Source organism: Polyangiaceae bacterium (genome assembly GCA_020633235.1).
Lineage (GTDB): Bacteria > Myxococcota_A > Polyangia > Polyangiales > Polyangiaceae > JACKEA01.
This window is the reverse complement of the sequence record JACKEA010000001.1, coordinates 2,089,080-2,107,971: the sequence shown is the minus strand read 5'-3', so window position 1 is coordinate 2,107,971 and position 18,892 is coordinate 2,089,080. Positions and strand designations below refer to the sequence as shown.

Annotated in this window: 15 protein-coding genes; 11 read left to right on the top strand and 4 right to left on the bottom strand. The window is 67.1% G+C overall.

The window, feature by feature from the left end; translation table 11 throughout:
• The first annotated feature begins 86 nt into the window (after positions 1–86).
• Genes H6717_09350 through H6717_09335 form a run of 4 tightly spaced genes read left to right on the top strand, consistent with a single transcriptional unit; the run spans position 87 to position 6,317 of the window.
• On the top strand, positions 87–716 hold the full coding sequence (locus H6717_09350; GenBank protein ID MCB9577217.1) for a TetR/AcrR family transcriptional regulator: 630 nt from the start codon (positions 87–89) through the stop codon (positions 714–716).
• Positions 713–1,648 carry an efflux RND transporter periplasmic adaptor subunit gene (locus H6717_09345; protein MCB9577216.1) on the top strand — a complete coding sequence of 312 codons (936 nt, stop codon included), beginning with the start codon at positions 713–715 and terminating at the stop codon, positions 1,646–1,648. The genes H6717_09350 and H6717_09345 overlap by 4 nt, the downstream gene beginning before the upstream one ends.
• On the top strand, positions 1,645–4,776 hold the full coding sequence (locus H6717_09340; GenBank protein MCB9577215.1) for an efflux RND transporter permease subunit: 3,132 nt from the start codon (positions 1,645–1,647) through the stop codon (positions 4,774–4,776). Before H6717_09345 ends, H6717_09340 begins: the two co-directional genes overlap by 4 nt.
• Entirely contained in the window at positions 4,773–6,317 is a 1,545-nt protein-coding gene (locus tag H6717_09335) for a TolC family protein (protein ID MCB9577214.1), read from the top strand. Before H6717_09340 ends, H6717_09335 begins: the two co-directional genes overlap by 4 nt.
• A gap of 1 nt (position 6,318) precedes the next feature.
• Here the strand turns inward: H6717_09335 and H6717_09330 are convergent, their stop codons facing one another.
• Positions 6,319–7,296, bottom strand: a complete 978-nt coding sequence (locus tag H6717_09330; GenBank protein MCB9577213.1) for a hypothetical protein — start codon at positions 7,294–7,296, stop codon at positions 6,319–6,321.
• The gene (locus H6717_09325) at positions 7,293–8,426 is read right to left on the bottom strand and encodes a hypothetical protein (GenBank protein MCB9577212.1); all 1,134 of its coding nucleotides are present in this window, start codon (positions 8,424–8,426) and stop codon (positions 7,293–7,295) included. The genes H6717_09330 and H6717_09325 overlap by 4 nt, the downstream gene beginning before the upstream one ends.
• 238 nt (positions 8,427–8,664) lie before the next feature.
• On the opposite strand from H6717_09325, the gene H6717_09320 reads away from it, so the two are divergent.
• Together H6717_09320 and H6717_09315 are read left to right on the top strand one after the other, a co-directional pair.
• Positions 8,665–9,366: an ROK family protein gene (locus H6717_09320; protein ID MCB9577211.1), complete on the top strand. Its 702-nt coding sequence runs from the start codon at positions 8,665–8,667 to the stop codon at positions 9,364–9,366.
• Complete coding sequence (locus H6717_09315) at positions 9,366–9,932, top strand: hypothetical protein (GenBank protein ID MCB9577210.1); 567 nt, start codon at positions 9,366–9,368, stop codon at positions 9,930–9,932. Before H6717_09320 ends, H6717_09315 begins: the two co-directional genes overlap by 1 nt.
• Here H6717_09315 and H6717_09310 read toward each other — a convergent pair.
• Positions 9,929–10,513: a hypothetical protein gene (locus H6717_09310; protein ID MCB9577209.1), complete on the bottom strand. Its 585-nt coding sequence runs from the start codon at positions 10,511–10,513 to the stop codon at positions 9,929–9,931. The two genes, H6717_09315 and H6717_09310, sit on opposite strands and share 4 nt — an antisense overlap.
• Positions 10,514–10,703: 190 nt before the next feature.
• The gene (gene lon / locus H6717_09305) at positions 10,704–13,151 is read right to left on the bottom strand and encodes an endopeptidase La (GenBank protein MCB9577208.1); all 2,448 of its coding nucleotides are present in this window, start codon (positions 13,149–13,151) and stop codon (positions 10,704–10,706) included.
• A gap of 161 nt (positions 13,152–13,312) precedes the next feature.
• On the opposite strand from lon, the gene H6717_09300 reads away from it, so the two are divergent.
• The 5 genes from H6717_09300 (at position 13,313) to H6717_09280 (ending at position 18,774) form a co-directional block, all read left to right on the top strand.
• Entirely contained in the window at positions 13,313–14,245 is a 933-nt protein-coding gene (locus H6717_09300) for a methionyl-tRNA formyltransferase (GenBank protein ID MCB9577207.1), read from the top strand.
• A gap of 63 nt (positions 14,246–14,308) precedes the next feature.
• The gene (locus tag H6717_09295) at positions 14,309–14,887 is read left to right on the top strand and encodes a hypothetical protein (GenBank protein MCB9577206.1); all 579 of its coding nucleotides are present in this window, start codon (positions 14,309–14,311) and stop codon (positions 14,885–14,887) included.
• A 13-nt stretch (positions 14,888–14,900) separates the two neighbouring features.
• The gene (locus tag H6717_09290) at positions 14,901–17,699 is read left to right on the top strand and encodes an Hsp70 family protein (protein ID MCB9577205.1); all 2,799 of its coding nucleotides are present in this window, start codon (positions 14,901–14,903) and stop codon (positions 17,697–17,699) included.
• Positions 17,696–18,232: a J domain-containing protein gene (locus H6717_09285; GenBank protein MCB9577204.1), complete on the top strand. Its 537-nt coding sequence runs from the start codon at positions 17,696–17,698 to the stop codon at positions 18,230–18,232. Before H6717_09290 ends, H6717_09285 begins: the two co-directional genes overlap by 4 nt.
• Before the next feature lie 5 nt (positions 18,233–18,237).
• Positions 18,238–18,774, top strand: coding sequence for a J domain-containing protein (locus H6717_09280; GenBank protein MCB9577203.1), 537 nt, complete (start codon positions 18,238–18,240; stop codon positions 18,772–18,774).
• Positions 18,775–18,892 lie beyond the last annotated feature (118 nt).

Sequence of the window (18,892 nt, the reverse complement as noted above, 5' to 3'; positions counted from 1 at the left end):
GCGGCGACTTGACGGGCACGGGCTTGGCGAGCTATGAACCGTCAGTCTATAAAGTGAACCACGGTTCACCGCAGGAAACACGGACCATGACCGCAAGAGCCCGCGTCAAGAAGCGGGTCGGACAGCTCGCCACGGAGACCTACCGGGAGGCCATCTTGGAGGCCGCTGAACGTGCGTTTCTGGGTGCGGGCTACCACCAGGCCAAAATGAGCGATGTCGCTCGCGAGGCGGGGGTCTCCATCGGCACGCTGTACAACTACTTCGACAGCAAGGAGCAGGTCTTCTCCTCGTTGGTGGAGGCCGGGCGCGCAGAATTCCTCGCCGCCCTCGACGTCGTGGACCCCAGCGTCAGTCCTCTGGAGCGTGCCTTCGCGATCGTCCGCTCCGCGATGGACCACATCGAGGAGCGCGGCGAGCTGTTCGCGATGTACGTTCAGGCGGGGGTGGTCAGCGAAGGGGACATCGGCCGCGTGCTCGGTGAGCACCACGAAACGGCGTACATGCAGTACCTGCAGATTCTGGAGAGCGCTCTGGCTGAAGCCCAGACTCAATCCATGCTTCGCGGCGACGTACCCGCTGCCATCTTGGCGGGGTCGCTCGCGGGGAACGTCAACGCCGTGGTGTTTCGCTGGATGCGTTCCGATCGCAGCACCCGCCTGATGGACGATTGCGAAATCGCTCTCGATCTCTTCCTCCGAGGAGCCCAGCACTCATGAAGACCCGAGCACTGTGCATCGCGACCGTGATGCTGTTCGCCGTTCCCGCCTGCAAGCAGAGCAAAGCGGAAGGCGGCCTGCCAAGCCCGACCAGCTCCGCGCTGCCCACGCCGGACATCCCGGAGGTAGCCACCGGCGAGCCGGCGGCAAGTGGCAGCCCGAGCGCCAAGGACGACGGCTTCCGCGGCACCGGCACGCTGCAGCCGAAGGACGAGGCGCAGCTCGGACCCAAGGCCAGCGGCGTGCTCACGGCCATTTCGGTGGACGAAGGCGACGCCGTGAAGAAGGGGCAGTTCCTGTTCCGCCTGGACTCGCGGCAGGCATCCCTGGCCGTGGAGCAGGCCAAGGCGCAGGTCACCGCGGCAAAAGTCAACCTCAGCGCCGCCGAGCTCGACTTCAAGCGCACCAAGGAGCTGTACGACCGCGGCTCCGTCGCGCCCGCCATCTACGATGCTTCGAAGTCGCGCTACGACGGCGCCAAGACTTCGGTAAAGCAGGCCGAAGTCGCCCTCGACCTGTCCAAGAAGATGGCGGGTGACATGAGCGTGCGCTCCCCCATCAGCGGCGTGGTCACGGCCAAGCTGAAGAACGTCGGGGAGACGGTCACGATGATGCCCCCGACGATCGTGTTGATCGTTCAGGACGTCAGCGAGCTCGAGCTTCGCGCCAAGCTCCCGGAGCGTGCACTGTCGTTCTTGAACGTAGGCACGAACGTTCACGTTCGATTCCCGGCCGTGGACCTGGACCTCTCGGTGCCGATTCGTCGCATCAACCCCACGGTCGATCCGCGCACGCGCACGGTGGAAGTCGTCGCGATGCTCGATAACGCGAGCGGCAAGCTCAAGCCGGGCATGCTGGCGGAGATCACGATCGAGCCCAAGGGCAAGGCCCCGCCGGCAGAGTCCGCGAAGACGGCACAAGGTTCGCCATGAGACTCGCAGACGTCTCGATTCGCCGCCCCGTGTTCGCCGCGATGCTGATCGCGGCGCTCGTCGTGTTCGGCATTCTGTCCTACCCCAAGGTAGGCGTCGATCTGTTTCCGAACGTCGAGTTCCCCATCGTCACGGTGACCGTCGTCTATCCGGGCGGCGATCCGGAAACGATGGAGAGCAAGGTCGCGGACCCCATCGAAGAGAAGGTCAACACGCTGAGCGGCATCAAGACGTTGCGCTCGGTGAATCTGGAAAGCGTCACTCAGGTCATCGTCGAGTTCGAGCTGTCCGTGAACGTCGACCAGGCGATGCAGGACATTCGCGACAAGATGAGCGAGGTCCAATCCACGCTGCCGGAGCAGGTGGAACCGCCACTGATCCAGAAGTTCGACGTGGGGGCCGCCCCGGTGATGGGCATCGCCCTTTCGGGGAAGCTCGGCCCGCGAGAGCTCACCAACTTGGCCGACAAGGTCGTCAAGGAACGCGTGCAACGCGTGCCGGGCGTTGGCGGCGTGGACTTGGTGGGTGGACGTGAGCGCCAGATCAAGGTGCTGGTGGATCCCGCCAAGCTCAGCGGGCTGGGGCTCACGGTGGAAGACGTGGCGAACGCCATCCGCGCACAGAACCTCGACATTCCCGGCGGCAGCGTGGATCGCGGCGCCCGCGAGCTGAGCGTGAAGACCAAGGGCGAGGTCAAGAACGTCAAGGAAATCTCGGATTTACTCATCCCGAGCCCAGGCGGAACGCTGATCCGCCTACACGACGTGGCCCAAGTCCGGGACACCGTCGAAGACGCGAGCTCCGCTTCGTTTCTCAACGGCACCAGCGCCGTGAGCTTGGTGATCCGCAAGCAGAGCGGCGCGAACACCGTGGAGGTCGCCAAACGAGTGCGCGAAGAGCTCGAGAAGCTGAGACCGCGCCTGGACAAGGCTGGAGCTTCGCTCTCGGTTCCGACGGACAACTCCGTCTACATCGAGCATTCCATCGCGGACGTGCAGTTCGACCTGGCGTTCGGCGCGTTCCTCGCCGTCGCGATCATCCTGTTCTTCCTCCACGACTTCCGCGCCACGTTGATCAGCGCGATCGCGTTGCCCACCAGCGTGGTCGCCACCATCGCATTCATCGATTGGATGGGCTTCACCTTCAACAACATGACGATGTTGGGGTTGTCCTTATCCATCGGCATCTTGATCGACGATGCCATCGTCGTGATCGAGAACATCCACCGGCATCTCGAGCTTGGGGAGCCACCCATGACGGCGGCCTCCAACGCGACGGCGGAGATCTTCCTGGCCGTGCTCGCGACCACCTCCTCCATCATGGCGGTGTTCGTGCCGGTGGCCTTCATGAAGGGCATCATCGGCCGCTTCTTCTATCAGTTCGGCCTCACCGTCAGCTTCGCGGTGGCCGTGAGCATGCTGGTCTCCTTCACCCTTACCCCCATGCTCGCGTCTCGCTTTCTGAAGCCGAGCCACGAAGCCAAGAACTTTCTGGCCCGGGGCGTGGAGCGGGTGCTGACGTCCATCGACGACATCTATGGGCGCCTGCTTCGAGGCTCGCTCGAGCGCCGTTGGATCGTGATCCTCACCGCTACTGCCGCGCTGTTCGCGTCCTTCGTGCTGGTCAGCCAGGTGAAGTCCGAGTTTTTGCCGCCGGAAGACCGGGCGGAGTTCTCCCTCAATGTCGAGCTACCGACCGGCACCTCGCTGGAAGCCAGCAAGAAGGTGGTCGAAGCGGTCGCCGCGGACATCCGCACTCACGCACCCGGCGTCCGCCTGACCTTCACCACCATCGGTGGTGGCGCTCAGGGTCAGGTGAACCAGGGCAAGATCCAGGTGGTGATGACGCCCTCGAGCGAACGCAGCTTCAGCCAGGAGGACCTGATGGCCTGGGCGCGCGCTCGCTACGCGAAGGTGAAGAACGCCAACATCACCGCCGCGGCGATCAGCGCCGTGGGTGGTGACAGCGGTTTCCGGCAGCAACCCATTCAGCTCAACATTCGTGGCGACGACATGGATGAGCTCGTCAAGGTGTCGAACAAGCTCAAGAACGAGCTGGCGAAGGTGCCCGGCTTCGTGGACCTCGACACCACATACCGCGGCGGAAAGCCCGAGGTCGACATCAGCATCGACCGCGAGCGCGCGGCGGACCTCGGCGTGCCCGTGGCCACCGTCGGGTCGACCATCCGCGCACTGGTGGCGGACGACGCCGTGAGTGAGCTGAAAGACGGCTTGGACGTGTACGACATCGTCGTTCAGCTCCCCGAGGCGCAGCGCGAGAACGTCGATTCTCTCAGCAACATCCAAGTGCGGTCCGTGTCCGGAACCATGGTCGACCTCGCCAGCGTGGTGAAGGTGAATCACGGCGAGGGACCGAGCCAAATCGAGCGCCAGGCGCGCCAGCGCCAGATCACCGTGTTGGCCGGTCTCGAGGGCATGCCCTTGGGCGAGGCCACCAAGATCGTCGACAAGAAGGCCGCCGAGGTCATTCCGTCGGATTTGACCCACGACTACGCGGGCATGGCGGACGTGATGATCGAGTCCTTCGGCTACATGGGCCTGGCGCTGATCTTGGCGATCGTGCTCGTGTACATGATCCTCGCCGCTCAGTTCGACAGCTTCGTGCAGCCCATCACCATCATGCTGTCGCTGCCCCTTTCCGTCGTGGGCGCGTTCGGTGCGCTGTTCATCTCCGGGATGACCCTGAACATCTTCTCGATGATCGGAATCATCATGTTGATGGGCTTGGTCACCAAGAACGCGATTCTTCTCGTCGACTTTGCAAACCAGCTGCGCGCCGAAGGCGTGGAGCGCAATGAGGCGCTGGCTCGCGCCGGCGTCATTCGGCTTCGCCCCATCACCATGACCACCGCCGCGATGATCTTCGGCATGCTGCCCGTGGCGTTGGCCTTGAGCGAGGGTGGCGAAACGCGCGCACCGATGGCGGTGTGCGTGATTGGCGGCCTGATCACCAGCACCTTGCTGACGCTGGTGGTGGTGCCGGTCGTCTACACCTACATGGACGGGCTCGCCCACAGCCGCTTGGTGCGCTGGGTGTCGAGCCGACTTTTGGTGGACGGTGCCCAAGCGCCGTCCCCGTCCCCTGCCACCGGGAGCCATGACGCATGAGCTCGTTCCGCCGACTATCATCCGTTTTTCTTTCGCTATCGGTCGTCGCGACGGCGGCCCTCGCCGCCGCTCAGCCGGCCCCTGAGGCGCCCGCCGAACAGACCGAGCCCACCGCGCCGCCGGTCGTCCGCGAGCTTCCGAGCCAGACCAACGAAACAGAGAAGGTGCTGACCCCCGTTGCTGGCGGGCTCACGGCCGACCAGGTGGCGCGCCGCACGGTGGCGTCGAGCGCGACGGTGCGGGCCAAGCTGGCAGAAGTGGAAGCCGCCGAGGCCAAGGTCACGCAGACGGCGGTGCAGTTCTTCCCCCGGGTCACGCTCAAGGCCACCTACACGCGGCTGTCGCCGGTGAGCAGTGGCTTCGGCAGCGGCGCCCTGGTGGGGGCGGGCAACCCGGGGCTCCTGACGGTGGGTGCTTGTCCCGGCGGAGTGGGACAATGCGTCCTGGATTCCCAGGGGCAGCCTGTCGGCGCAGCGGCGTTCTCCATCGAAAGCCTGCAGAACAACTACGCCCTGAGCGCACAGCTCGCCGTCCCCATCTCGGACTACGTCACGCGCTTGAGCAGCGCCATCGCGGGCTCCAAGGCCGGCAAGCGCTCGGCCCAGCTCGCCCACAAGGCGGAGCGCCTCAAGGTGCAGTCGGACGCCCGGACGCTGTTCTACACCTGGGTGTTGGCCAAGGGTCAGGTGTCGGTGGCCGAGAAGTCGCTCGAACGGGTTCGCGCGCGCAAGAAGGACGCGGAAGCCGCGTACTCGCTGGGTACGATCTCCAAGGCGGACTTGATGCGTCTCGAAGCGCTGGTGGCGAACACCGAACTGTCGGTGAAGGAAGCGCAGACCTTCGAGAAGCTATCGAAGGATCGCCTGGGCATCGTGATGGGCGAAAAGACGCCCCAGCAGCATCAGATCGGAGAGGACGTGCTGGCGCCCGCGCGGAGCGGCGTTCAAGGCAACGTGGACCAGCTGGTGAACGAGGCCCTCAGTCGCCGCCTCGAGCTCAAGGCGCTGCAGGCGTCGAGCTCCGCGCTGCACCACGGTGCGTCGGCAGCGTCGGCGGGGAAATGGCCCCGCTTGGACGCGTTCGCCGAAATCACTTACGCCAACCCGAACCAGCGCTACTTCCCGCCGACCAACCGCTGGGACTCCACCTGGTCCGCCGGCCTCTCGGCCACCTGGACCCTGAACGAGGTGTTCGGCGGCGCCGCCAGCACGAAGGAGCTGGAGGCCAACGCCCGCAGCGTGGAGGCGCAGCGCTCCGCCCTGTCCGACGGCATCCGCCAAGAGGTGATCGCCGCCTATCTCGACCGAGAGAAGTCCCGCGTCGCGGTGCAAACGTCGGCGCGCGCGGTGAAGGCCGCGGAAGAAGCATACCGGGTAGCGACGGATCTCTACCGCGTGGGCCGTGCGACCACGACGGAGCTGATCGACGCCGAGAGCGACCTGCTCCAGGCGCGTCTCGGTGTGCTGAGCGCCAACGTCGGCCTTCGGGTCGCCGAGGTGCGCCTGCGCCACGCGGTAGGTCGCGACGTGCGGAGCAGCTGATTCAGGGTCTGGGCAAGCGTCCCGCGGCAATGGTGATCGCGCCGTCGATGGCGGCGTCCTCTTCGGCGCCGCGGGGATGGGCGACCCGCTCGTAGACCACGCTGTAGCGCACGGCCGGGGCCGTCTCCGGAACTTCCAGCGCGACCAGCGTCGTCCCGCGGTAAGGCCTGTCGTCGCTCACCTCTTGGCGTAGCGGCAGAGCATCGCGAAAACGCCGTGAGAAATAGCGCGCCCGCACCCGACCGTCGGGCAGCGTGACCTTGACGGCGATGCGACGGAACAGGTCCCCCGTGGGCACTGCGTGGGTCACGTTCTTCGGCGTCAAGCGGATCTCGACGCGCCCGGCGCTCGGCCGCGTCGCCTTGACGGAAAGCGCGCTCCGCACCAGCGCCGGGTCATGGCCGCCCGCAAACACGTGGCTCCTATGGCGAGCCTTGCCGCTGCCCACGAGCGGCATGTGGCAACCGTTGCAGCCGAGCTTCGCGCCCGCCGCCACGCGGTGCTCGGTCATGGTGCGCTGCATTTGCGATCCGCCGTTGGGCGCAGGGAAGGAGAACTCGTGACAGGACGCGCAGGCGTCACCGTCTTGCATCTGGGCGGTCCGCAGCAGAGCGTGGGGCGCACGGCCGGTGCCTGGGGCCGCCAGCACGGGGCCCAACGGCACATGACACGTGACGCATCCGACTCCGAGGTCCGCAGCGCCTTCCGGTGCGTGGCACGCGTTGCAGAAACCGCGCGCCGAACCCGGCTCGCGGGCGAGGGCCGCTCGGTACTCGGCGTTGTTTCGTGCGGCCCGATGACGCGACGAGCGCCACTCCTTGGCGATGTCCGGGTGGCACGTCTCGCAGGCCTTGTTGCGGCGAGCTGCCGCCGCCGGGGTGTCCGCGCGGAGCTGGGGCGCCGGCCGGGGGAGCGGCACCGGGCTCTTGCCCAGTGCCGCGCCGGTCACCGCGATCAACAGCAGACCCACCCGCTTCATCTGAGCCGCAGCTCGACTCCGGAGCCCAGGTGCAACCAAACGCGGCGAATCCCCGCTGGCGGATCGTAGGGATCCGGGATGTGCGACAGGGCATCCATACACACCAGCTGCGGTCGGATCCCGGGGATCGCCGACTTGATCACATCAATCAGCTTCCTCGCGGACGCCTCGTCCTTGGCCTGCGCGCCGAAGTAGGGCTGCGCACCCAACTTGTAGGCCACGAAGGAGAGCGCTGCGGACAGCTCGGTGTGACCCTGGAGGCCCTTGGCCAGCGTCGGCACCGGACTATCGATGCTCGGCGGCGTCGCCAGAACCACGAAGGGCGTGGGACACGCGTCGGTAAAAGGAGCTTGTGAAGGTTGGTTCGCGCCACCCTCCACCGGCTCCTTGGGCTTGGACGCCGCGGCCTTGCGCTTGGGCTCGTCGAAGGTGCGTAGCTCGCTTCGATACACCGACACGCCCTTTTCCTCCGACGTGAGCCACAGCTTGCCACCGATCTCGTACCGACGAAGCTCGGACGCTCCCTTCGGCAGCTCGACCGGCGCTACTTCCCCCTGCTTATCGACCAGGTACGCCGCGGCCTCCGTCGTCACCAGGGTACGACCATCGGCAAGCCGCGCGCCTTCGGGAGTTTCGTTCCAAGGCGCGGTCTTCTTCGTCCATGCCTTGCCGTCCCACTCGTGAAAGGCGTGGCTGTCGAGCACGATCGTCGGCCCGCCGGCGCCGAAGAAGAACCGCACCTCCGGCGTGTATGTGACCGGCGCCGTGACCAAAGCATCGTCGTACTCTCTTGGCGGCAAGCCTCGGTCGGTGCTGTGCGAACCCCGCACGACCCCGTTCCGCGACTCCGCCCAGTACTTCTTCACGAACTTCACGGTCGGCAAGCCGCCCCACACACGAGAGCCGGACACGCCGACGGCGTAGAGCTTGTCCGGGTACTCTCCGTCGTAGAGCACCGGAGCGCTCCCCTCGCCTTCCTCCTTCAGGGTCGGGAGGTACTGCTGGTAGGCGTGCCCGGGCCAGAGCTCGGGCTTCTCTTCGACCTTGTCACCCTCGATGAGCCACACCTTCGGGGGCGGTCCCTTCTTGAAGACGCAAGGCGTCTCACACAGGATCGCGGCACTGCCCACGGGAAAGAACTTTCCGCTCGGGAACTCCTTGACCAGCCGAAACGGCGACGGCGGCCTTTCAACCCGGGCACTGGGCGCGAGCTTGGGGGCCGCGCTTTGGATGGGCTCAGCGCTCGCCGTCGTCGCAGGGCTCTCTCTCTTGGAACACGCCAGACAAAGCAATCCGACCCACCACCACGCATTTTGCATAGCGAAGCATGGTACCCCGGCAATTGTCGGCCTGGTAGAAGATAGAGCCATGGGACTCCGCACTCTTTCCATCGACATCGGCGGTACGGGAACCAAGATGCTGGTGCTCGACGCAGATGGACAACCCGTCACCGAGCGCATGCGGGAGAAGACTCCGCACCCGACGACACCGAAGGCGCTATTGCACACGCTTTCCGTGATGATCGCGGCACACAAGCCGTTCGACCGCGTGTCGGTGGGCTTCCCAGGGGTGGTCGCGCACGGCGTGGTGCGCACGGCACCGAACCTGGGGACCGAGCTCTGGGAAGGCCAATCCCTGCAGACCGAGATCGCCGAGCTCACGGGGCGGCCCACGCGCGTGATCAACGACGCGGACCTCCAGGGCTACGGCGTGATCCAGGGCACGGGCGTCGAGCTCGTGCTCACCCTGGGCACCGGGCTCGGATCCGGCCTGTACGTGGACGGCCGGCTGGTTCCCAACCTGGAGCTCGGCCACCACCCCTTCCGCAAGGGCGACACCTACGAAGAACGCGTGGGCGAGGCCCAGCTCGATCGCATCGGCAAGAAGAAGTGGACCAAGCGCGTGATGCGCATGCTCGCGCAGCTAGAACCCATCTTCAATTACGACCGGCTGCATCTCGGCGGCGGCAACGTGAAGAAGCTCACCGAAAAGCTGCCCGACAACGTGATCCGCTTCGACAACGTCAAGGGCATGATGGGGGGCATTCGCTTGTGGGAGGCGGGGGGCTGATGCGGCGCTTGCTCGGGGCGCTGTGCTTGGCGGCTTGCTCCCCCGCCCCGCCGCCCCCTGTCGCTCCCGTGACCGTCGCCCCGCCGCCCCGGAGCGCGCCCACCACGGCGGAAGCCCAGCTCCCAAAAGCTCCGCCGGCCGCGCCCCTCCCGGATCTCCCGGGCAATTGCCAGGGGGTAGCCCAGGAGCTCCATGACATCGTGGCGCGCGGGATCCCCGAGCGTGGGCAAGGGGAGTGCGGCGCAAGCGGCGAGCTCGCAGTGCTGCGCTGGCACTCCGGACCGCAGAGGGATCCCGCGCTCGCCGCGTTCGCCGCTCAGCACGGAGCCCAAGATCTCGGCTCGGGAAACCGCATCGGCTTCGAGTTCTCTGCTTATCGGGTGCAGGGCGCCCTGTGGGTGGAGCGCCCTTGCATGATGTGTCGCATGCCGAGCTACGTCTTCGAGCTCGCAGCTCCGTGGCGCCTTTCCGACGACGCGCTGGGTCGCTACCAACAGATGATGGGGCTCGACAAGGAGCCGCTGCTTCGAAGCCTCGGGGACTGGGAGGCAGCGCTCCGCCGTTAGGCGCCGCAGTAGGACGCGGGTATACCGCAGTTCTGCACCAGACACGGTGCGAGGGTTCCGCAGCCCGAAGACGAGAAACAGGCTTGGCACGCTGCGCTGCCTCCCTGCTGCTGGCACCCCTGCAAGCAGCTGCTCATGTCCAGGCTACAGCACTGCAGGATCTGATTGCACGCCGTGTTGCAGTCGATGCCGCCACCGCCGCCACCGCCTCCACCGCCACCGGTGCCGGAGTTGAGGCACGACCCGCTGCTGCACGACGCCGACCAGTTGCAGGTCCCGGAGGTATCGGAGCACGTGCCCGTCGCTCCGCTTGAGGTCAGAGAACCGCTGCAAGCACCGAACGAAATGGAGCTGCTGGTCACGGACCCGGAGTTCGTGTCTCCGCTGGGTGAGCAGGTCACCGTGATGTTGCAGCCGCTCTGGGAGATGGAACACGATGTATCCGAGCAGTTTCCCGAGATGCTCCACTCACCTGCGACGTTCGGGCAGCTGCCGTTGTTGCCTCCGGAGCTTCCTCCCGAGCTGCAACCCAAAACGGCGACGATCACGACCGAAGCTGCGATCAAAGTCCGCACACGCATGGCGTCCTCCTCGTTCGAAAGTACGTAAGCGACGCGCGGGAGCAACCTCCGTGCCACAGGGCGAATCTCCGTGGCGACAAGTCTTTCCTTCGCGATTCACGCGCACGCTGCCGCGACGGCGGCAAGCCTTGCGCACAAAATGTCACGAGGCGACCGTGAACCACGGTCGCCTCGTTGAGAAGACGGCGACTCAGTTGCTGCTGGTCGTCGCCCCCGCCGCCGCGGCTTCTTGCTGAGCCGCAAGGTACGCCTGCGACGGCTGCGGAACGCTCTCGAGGGCCGCTTCCAGCACCTCGTCGAGCTTGCTGACGTGGACGAACTCGAGCTCGTTCGTCACTTCCTTGGGCACCTCTTCCAGGTCGGCCTTGTTCCGATCCGGAATGATCACGCGCTTGATGCCCGCCCGATGGGCCGCGAGGGTCTTCTCCTTCAGCCCGCCGATGGGAAGCACGCGACCACGGAGCGAAATCTCGCCGGTCATGGCGACGTCGTGCCGCACGCGGATCCCGGTGAGCAGCGAAACCAGCGCCGTGAACATGGTGATACCGGCGCTGGGACCGTCCTTGGGCATGGCGCCCGCAGGAATGTGGATGTGGATGTCGCTCTTCTCCAGGAAGTCCTTGGGGATGCCGTACTTCTCGGCGTTGGTCCGCACGTAGGACAGCGCCGCATGGGCGCTCTCCTTCATGACGTCGCCCAGCTGTCCGGTGAGCTGCAGCTTGCCGGTGCCGAACATGCGCGTGGCTTCGATGAACAGGATCTCTCCACCCACGCTGGTCCACGCCAGGCCGGTGGCCACACCCGTCTCCTCCGTACGCTCCGCCACCTCGCTGGTGTACTTGGTGGCGCCGAGGAACTCGCGCAGGTCGTCCTCGGTCTTCACCTTGCGCGGGGTGTTGTCGCCTTCGGCGACCTTCACCGCCACACCGCGAATCACGCTGGCGATCTGCCGCTCCAGAGAGCGCACGCCGGCTTCGCGCGTGTAATGCTCGATGATCTCTTCCACGGCCTCGTCGGTGATTGCGAGCTGCTCCTCCGTGAGCCCGTGCTCTTCCAGCTGCTTCGGGATCAGATGCTGGCGCGCGATGGCGAGCTTCTCACGCCGGGTGTAGCCGGGGATTTCGAGGATCTCCATGCGGTCCCGAAGTGGCGGCGGGATCGGATCGGCGATGTTGGCGGTCGCCACGAACATCACGTTGGACAGATCGTAGGGGATCTCCAGGTAGTGGTCGGCGAACGTGTTGTTCTGCTCCGGGTCCAACACCTCCAGGAGCGCAGCGCTCGGATCGCCGCGGAAGTCGTGACCGATCTTGTCGACCTCGTCCATCATGAAGACCGGGTTGATGGTGCCCGCCTTCTTCATGCCTTGGATGATCTGACCCGGCAGCGCGCCCACGTAAGTGCGGCGGTGGCCACGGATGGCCGCCTCGTCGTGCACGCCACCAAGGCTGATGCGCACGAACTTACGCCCCAGGGACCGCGCGATGCTGCGCCCCAGGCTGGTCTTGCCCACGCCGGGCGGCCCGAGCAGACACAGGATCGGACCCTTCTTGTCCTTCTTCAGCTTGCGGACGGCGAGGTACTCGACGATGCGCTTCTTGACCTTGTCGAGGCCGTAGTGGTCCTCGTCGAGCACGCGCCGCACCTCGGCGATGTCCATGTTGTCCTCCGTGGAGTTCGTCCACGGAAGATCGAGGATCCAGTCCAGGTAGGTGCGCACCACGGTGTACTCCGCGCTGCCCACCTGCATGGAGCGCAGGCGCTTGAGCTGCTTCTTCGCGACGCTGTCTGCCTCGCTCGGCAGGTTGGCCTTGGCCAAGCGCTCCTCGAGACCATCGAGGTCGCCCTGGTCGCCTTCGTCCTCGCCCAGCTCTTCCTTGATCGCCTTGAGCTGCTGCCGCAGCACGTACTCGCGCTGGTTCTTGCCCATCTCCTCCTTGATCTGGGAGTTGATGCGCTCACGCATCTTGAGGATCTCCAGCTGGCGGGTGAGCAGGCGGAGCACCTTGCGAATGCGCTCCTTCACATCCACCGTCTCGATCAGCTGGGCCTTTTCCTCCACGGGGGCGTCCAGGTTGGCAGCCACCAGATCCGCCAGCGCGCCCGGCGCTTGGATCGAGTCGATCAGCGAACCGGCCTCCCGAGGCAGCTCGGGCATCAGCTGGATGACCTGCTTGGCGACGTCCCGAAGGCTCATGGCCAAGGCCTCGGCCTCCACGTCCTCCACCGGTGCGCCCTCCACGCGCGTCACCTTCGCCTTGAGGTAGGGCGCGCTGGACGTCATCTCGTCCATGCGAATGCGAGTCAGGCCTTGGAGGATCAGCGAGTAGTTGCCCGAGCTGTGCTTGAGTGCCTTCAGCACCCGCGCCGCGCAGCCCACGGGGTAGAGGTCATCCGGCCCCGGGTCGTCGGTCGAGGGGTCTCGCTGGGCGAAAATCGCGATGACGGGCGATGGCAGGTTGTGGACGTCCTCCACCAGAGCCACCGACTTCTCGCGCCCCACGTCGAAGGGAGCCACTGCCCCCGGGAACAGCACGGCGTTGCGAATCGGCAAGACGGCCAGCTCGTCCCCGAACTTGATGTCGTCCTCACTCGAGGGCGTCTGGGTGGCAGGCTGCGACTTCTTCTTTTCACTCATTCTTTTTTCCTCTTCGCCGACGCGAAAAACCCGGGGGAAACCGGCCCTCGGCTTTTCCGACGAACGGGCACGCGGGTCAAGCTAAGCACCGCCCCCGGATTCGTCCACTCCCCTGGCACGACCTTTGCGCGGGGACCCAGCCGAAGTACAAGCCTGGCCTCATGCGTACCGTTTTCTTTGGGACGCCGGCCCTTTCGGTCCCAGCGCTCCGCGCCTTGGCGGACAGCAGCGAGCTGGTGGGGGTGGTTTGCCAACCCGATCGGCGGAGCGGGAGAGGCTTGGTGCTCACCCCCCCGCCGGTCAAGTCCGTAGCCCTCGAGCTGGGTGTGGAGGTCCACCAACCGGTCAAGGTCAAGACCGGCAACCTCCACGAATGGTTGTTGGAGCGGCGCGTGGACGTCGCGGTGGTGCTCGCCTACGGCCGGATCTTGCCGGAGGCCGTGCTCGAAGCCCCGAAACACGGCTGCATCAACCTCCACGCTTCACTCTTGCCCCGCTACCGCGGCGCAGCCCCCATCAACTGGGCGATCATGGAGGGCGAGAGCGAGACCGGCATCTCGCTGATGCAAATGGACGTAGGGCTCGATACCGGGCCCGTCTTTTTCAGTCGTTCCTTGAGCATCGGAGCAGACGAGACCGCCGGGGAGCTCAGCGAGCGCATCGCCGAGCTGGCGGCGGTGGTCGTGCGCGAGGATCTCCCCCGCGCGGTGAGCGGCGAGCTCCAGCCAGTCCCCCAGGACGCCGCCCGCGCCACCCACGCCCCGCCGCTCACCCGAGAACACTGCCTTCTGGACTTCGATGGCAGAGCCGCGGCCCTCAAGAACCGGGTGCGGGGTCTCTGTCCCCGGCCCGGGGCCTTCTGCTTCGTGCGCGGCAAGCGCTTGCGCCTGACCCGGACCGAGGTCTCGGACCTGCCCGCAGCGGGCCCGCCGGGCCGCATCACCATCTGGGGCAAGGAGCGGATCCTGGTGGCCTGTGGCGACGGCACCCTCGAGATCCAGCGCGCTCAGCTCGAGGGTCGCCGGGAGCTCGATGCTCGGGACTTGGCCAACGGCCGCGCCTTGGAGGAGGGTGACCAGCTGGGTCTCGAATGAACTCGGACCTACCAGCGGGTATGGAATCTGAAGCCAAGGGCGTGGGTGCTAAGATGAGCGCCGGTGCTGGAGCCCCTCATCCAGGAAATACGGGAAGAATTTCCCACCTTTCGCATCGTGCACAAGAGCGGCGACAGCCTCAGCCGGGCGATCGACGTCGCGCTACGCGTGCTGACGCTGGGGCGAATGCGGGAGTACGTCAGCCACTACCACACGGTCATCGGCACCACCCTGTACGTGCCCGAGGGCTGGGACGAGACACCGGACCTCGAGCGAGTCATCACTCTGCGACACGAGCGGGTGCATCTGCGTCAGCGGCGGCGCTGGGGCCTCCCGCTGATGACGTTCTTGTATCTCATCCCCTACTTCCCCCTCGGGCTCGCCTATGGTCGAGCACGCATCGAGTGGGAAGCGTACACCGAAACCCTGCGGGCCACGGCGGAGCTCAAGGGTCTGGACGCCGCCAGGAGCCCGCAGTTGCGGAGGGAAATCCTGCGACGCTTCACCAGCGCGGACTACGGCTGGATGTGGCCCTTCGAGTCACAGGTCGGCCACTGGTACGATCGGGCCATCGAGGACATCGAGCACAGCATGACTTCGAACGACAGCGGCGGCAGCATCGCCATCGAGAGCTCGGCATGAGGGGCGAATCGCAATGGGAGCGGTAGTCGGTATCGACCTGGGCACGACCAACACGGTCGTGGCGGTGGTCAAGGACGGTCAAGCGGCGGCCCTTGCCGACGACGGCGGCGAGCGCCTGTTGCCGTCGGTCGTCTCCTTCCACCCGAGCGGCAACGTGTTGGTGGGCCGCGCGGCGAAGGAGCGCCGCATGGTGGACGCCAGCAACACCATCTACTCCATCAAGCGACTCATCGGTCGTAGCTGGGATTCCGAAGAAGTGCGCCGCGCCCGCGAGCGCTTCCCGTTCGAGATGCGCGAAGGGCCCGGCCAGGCAACGCTGGTGGTGGCGCGCAACGAGACCTATACGCTGCCCGAGATCAGCGCCTTCGTGCTCCGCCGCGCCAAGGCCATCGCGGAAGCGGCCTTGGGCGAAAGCGTGGAGCGCGCGGTGATCACCGTGCCGGCGAACTTCAACGACCTGCAGCGCGCCGCCACCAAGGTCGCGGGACGCGTCGCGGGGCTCGAGGTGCTGCGCATCTTGAACGAGCCGACGGCGGCGGCGCTGGCGTATGGCTACGGCAAGGCGGCCAACGAACGCATCGCGGTCTACGACTTCGGCGGCGGCACCTTCGACATCACGCTGCTCGATCTGTCGGAGAACGTCTTCGAGGTGCTCGCCACTGCCGGCAACACCTTCCTCGGTGGCGACGACATCGATCTCGCCGTCGCCGAGCGCATGGCGGATGCCTTCCTGGCGACCCACCGCTACGATCCGCGCACCGACAAGCAAGCCTTCGAGCGCCTCCGCGCTTCGGCGGAAGTCGTGAAGATGCGCCTGTCGGCGGAGCCCACGGTCACCATCACGGTTCCCGAGGTCGCCCACGGCAAGGGTGGGCAGCCGCTGAACCTCGAGTTTTCCATGTCCCGAGGCGAGCTCGAGGCCCTGGCAGGGCCCATCGCGGAGCAGACCTTCGACGTGTGTCGCGAGGCGCTCGGCATCGCGCGGCTCAAGCCCGACGACTTCGACCAGGTGCTGCTGGTGGGCGGCTCCACGCGCATCCCGCTGGTGCGCGATCGCGTGGAGGACTTCTTCCGGCGCCCGGTGCTCGGTCACATCAGCCCCGACGAGGTCGTGGCCATCGGCGCCGCGATCCAGGCCGCGGCGCTGACCGGCGCAGAACGACGGCGCGGCGACATCCCGGCGCCGCCGAAGCCCGCGTCCCGCGGATCACGCCCGCCGGGACGACCGCGTACGCTTCCTCCGGGCGAGCGTCCCAGCCGCCCGTGGGAGCCGAACACCGAGCCCTACGGCGGTCGTCCTCGCATCCCCACGTCTCCGGGCATCTCTCCGGAAGAAGCGACCCTGGCGGCGCCGCGGCGCCCCCTCGTGGTGCAGCCCCCGGGGGGCGCGGTGAGCCAGCCATCGCCGCACACGCAGGACCGCTCTTCGCGACCCCGCACTTCGCCGGGCATTCCGGGGGCGCCAGAAACCGTCGCCGGGCTCGGTGCCCGCGGCCGCATCCCCACCGGGCCAGGCCTCGGTCCCGCGGCCCAGGAAGCGCGCCGGAGGATGGCATCCGCGCCGGACACCACTCTGACCAGCGCCTCGGAAGCCGCGGCGCGCGCCCAGCGCGAGGCCGCGCGCAAGAGCGCGCCCTCCGTCCGCCAACGGCTCCCGAGCGTGGCGGACGCCGGCGTGCCGTTGCCCATCGTGGGCAGCGACGACAGCGCCGACGCCGATGAGTTCACCAAGCCCAACAACTTCGCCAGCACGCCGTCGATCGACGACGCCACGGCGGAGCGCCACGACGTCGCCGAGTCGCTGGCGCGCTTCAGCAGCCGTCATCCACAGGTCGAGGGCGATCGACCGGTGATGAGCACGCTGACCAGCGCGCGCGCGGCCGCCGAGAAGGCGAAGCAGACGACCGACGACAGCGTCGCCGTGTACGAGCTCGACGAGAGCGAGCTCCTGGACGACGGCAGCGTGGTCGCCCGCGGACCGAGCACGGCGCAAATCCGCTCGCTCGCTTCCCCGGCGTCCACGGACGAAGTCACGCAAGTCACCGGAGGCAACAAGCGCCGCACCGGTTCCGTCGTGGACGAGCACATGTTGCCGATCCCCGACGTGCCGGAGATGGAAGACAACACCGCGCAGTCCCCCGGCGCTGCGCCCGCGCCGAAGTTCGGCACCATGCAGCTCGGTGGTTTCGGCACGGCGCCGATGCCGGCCGTGCCGGAGCCCGCCGCGCCCCTGCCGCCCTCGCCCATGGCCGCCGCCGCCGCGCCACAAGCGCCTGCGGTGCCGGTCCCGGTGCCTGCCCCGGCACCGCTGCTCCCCGACCTGGGTCCCGCCCCTTGGGAAACGGCCGAGCCCGCCGCAGCACCCCATCCCGCCGCGGCGCCCGGCCCACAAGCACCGCTGCTCGTGGACGTGACGCCGCTGTCGCTGGTGGTGGAGACCGTGGGCGGCTATTGCGACGCGATCATCGTGCGCAACACCCCGGTGCCCTGCGAGGAAACGCGCTCCTTCGTCACTGCCGCGGACAACCAGACCGCCGTCCGGGTTCGCGTCAGCCAAGGGGAGAGCAACCACTTCTCGCAGAACACCCTGTTGGGCGAGGTCGAGCTCGGCGGCTTGCGCCCGGCTCCCCGAGGGCAGGTCAACATCGCCGTGACCTTCGCCCTCGACACCGACGGGATCCTCAACGTCCGCGCCCGCGACACCATGACCGGTCAGCAAGCCGTCACCCGCGTGCGCCTGGTCGCGGTACCGCAAGCGAGCGACGTGGCGGCGATGGCCGCGCGACACGCCGGCCACAACGTGGTCGGATGACCGACGCTTCGGACATCGATCGCATCGTCGAGTGGGATGACGTCCTCGACGACTCGAGCTACTACGAGATCCTCGGGCTCTTGCCCATCGCCGACGGTGAAACGATCCGCGTGGCGTTCCGCCAGTTCGCCCTCGCCTTCCACCCGGACATGCACCAAGGCCTCGACCAAGACGTCGAGCCGCGACTTCACCGGGTGTTTCAGCGCGGCGCGGAGGCGTATCGCGTGCTCAGCAATGCAGACCTGCGCCTCCGCTACGACATGGGTCTCGAGAAGGGCCAGCTCCGAATGCCGCAAGCGGAGATCCCACGTCATGCCTCGATCCCGGCACCGGTGCGCCCGCTGGTGGAGCTGTGCAAGAGCGCGGGGGCCAAGGCGTGCGCCAAGAAGGCCACGCTGCTGATCGACGAAGGCGACCTGGCCGGAGCCAAGCTCGAGATCGAGCGCGCCATCGAGTTCGACGGCTTCGCCACCCAGGAGCTTCGCGAACGCCTGGACGCCCTCGAGGTCGCGCTCTTCGCCATGGGAGGCTGACGTCCGTGGCGGGGGACGACGACCGCGCGCGGATCGCGGAGTGGGAGGACGTGCTCGACGACTCGAGCTACTACGAGCTCCTAGGCGTCTTGGAGCTCGCGGACAACGACGCCGTCCGCCAGGCCTTCCATCGCTTCTCCCTCGCGTTTCATCCGGATCGCCACCTCGACTCCGACCGCGAGACCCTCGCGCGCGTGACGCGCATCTTTCAGCGAGGCGCAGAAGCCGTGCGCGTGCTCACGGATCCCGAGCTCAGGATACGCTACGACATGGGCCTCCGCCGCGGCGAGCTACGCCTCATGCTGCGGAAGAGCACGCCGCCTCCGGGTAGCGTGGAGCGGGTCGCGCCGCTCCATGAGCTATGCCGCTCTGCCGGCGCGAAGCTCGCCGCCCAGCGCGCCGACAAGCTCCTCGCTCGCGGCGCGCTGGCGGACGCGAAACGCGAGCTCGAAACCGCCATGACATGCGACGGCGGCAGCAACGACGCCTTGGCGGAGCGCCTGGACGCGCTCAGCATCGCGCTCTACGCCCAAGGCGACTGAACGCTCGCGCCCACCCTGGCGAGCGCTCCAAGACCCTCCGCCTGCCTTCCTTTGTTGGTCCGGCGCGAACCCCGGCGCGAACTCCGCGTCGACGCCGCGCGTGCACGCACGGAAGCGT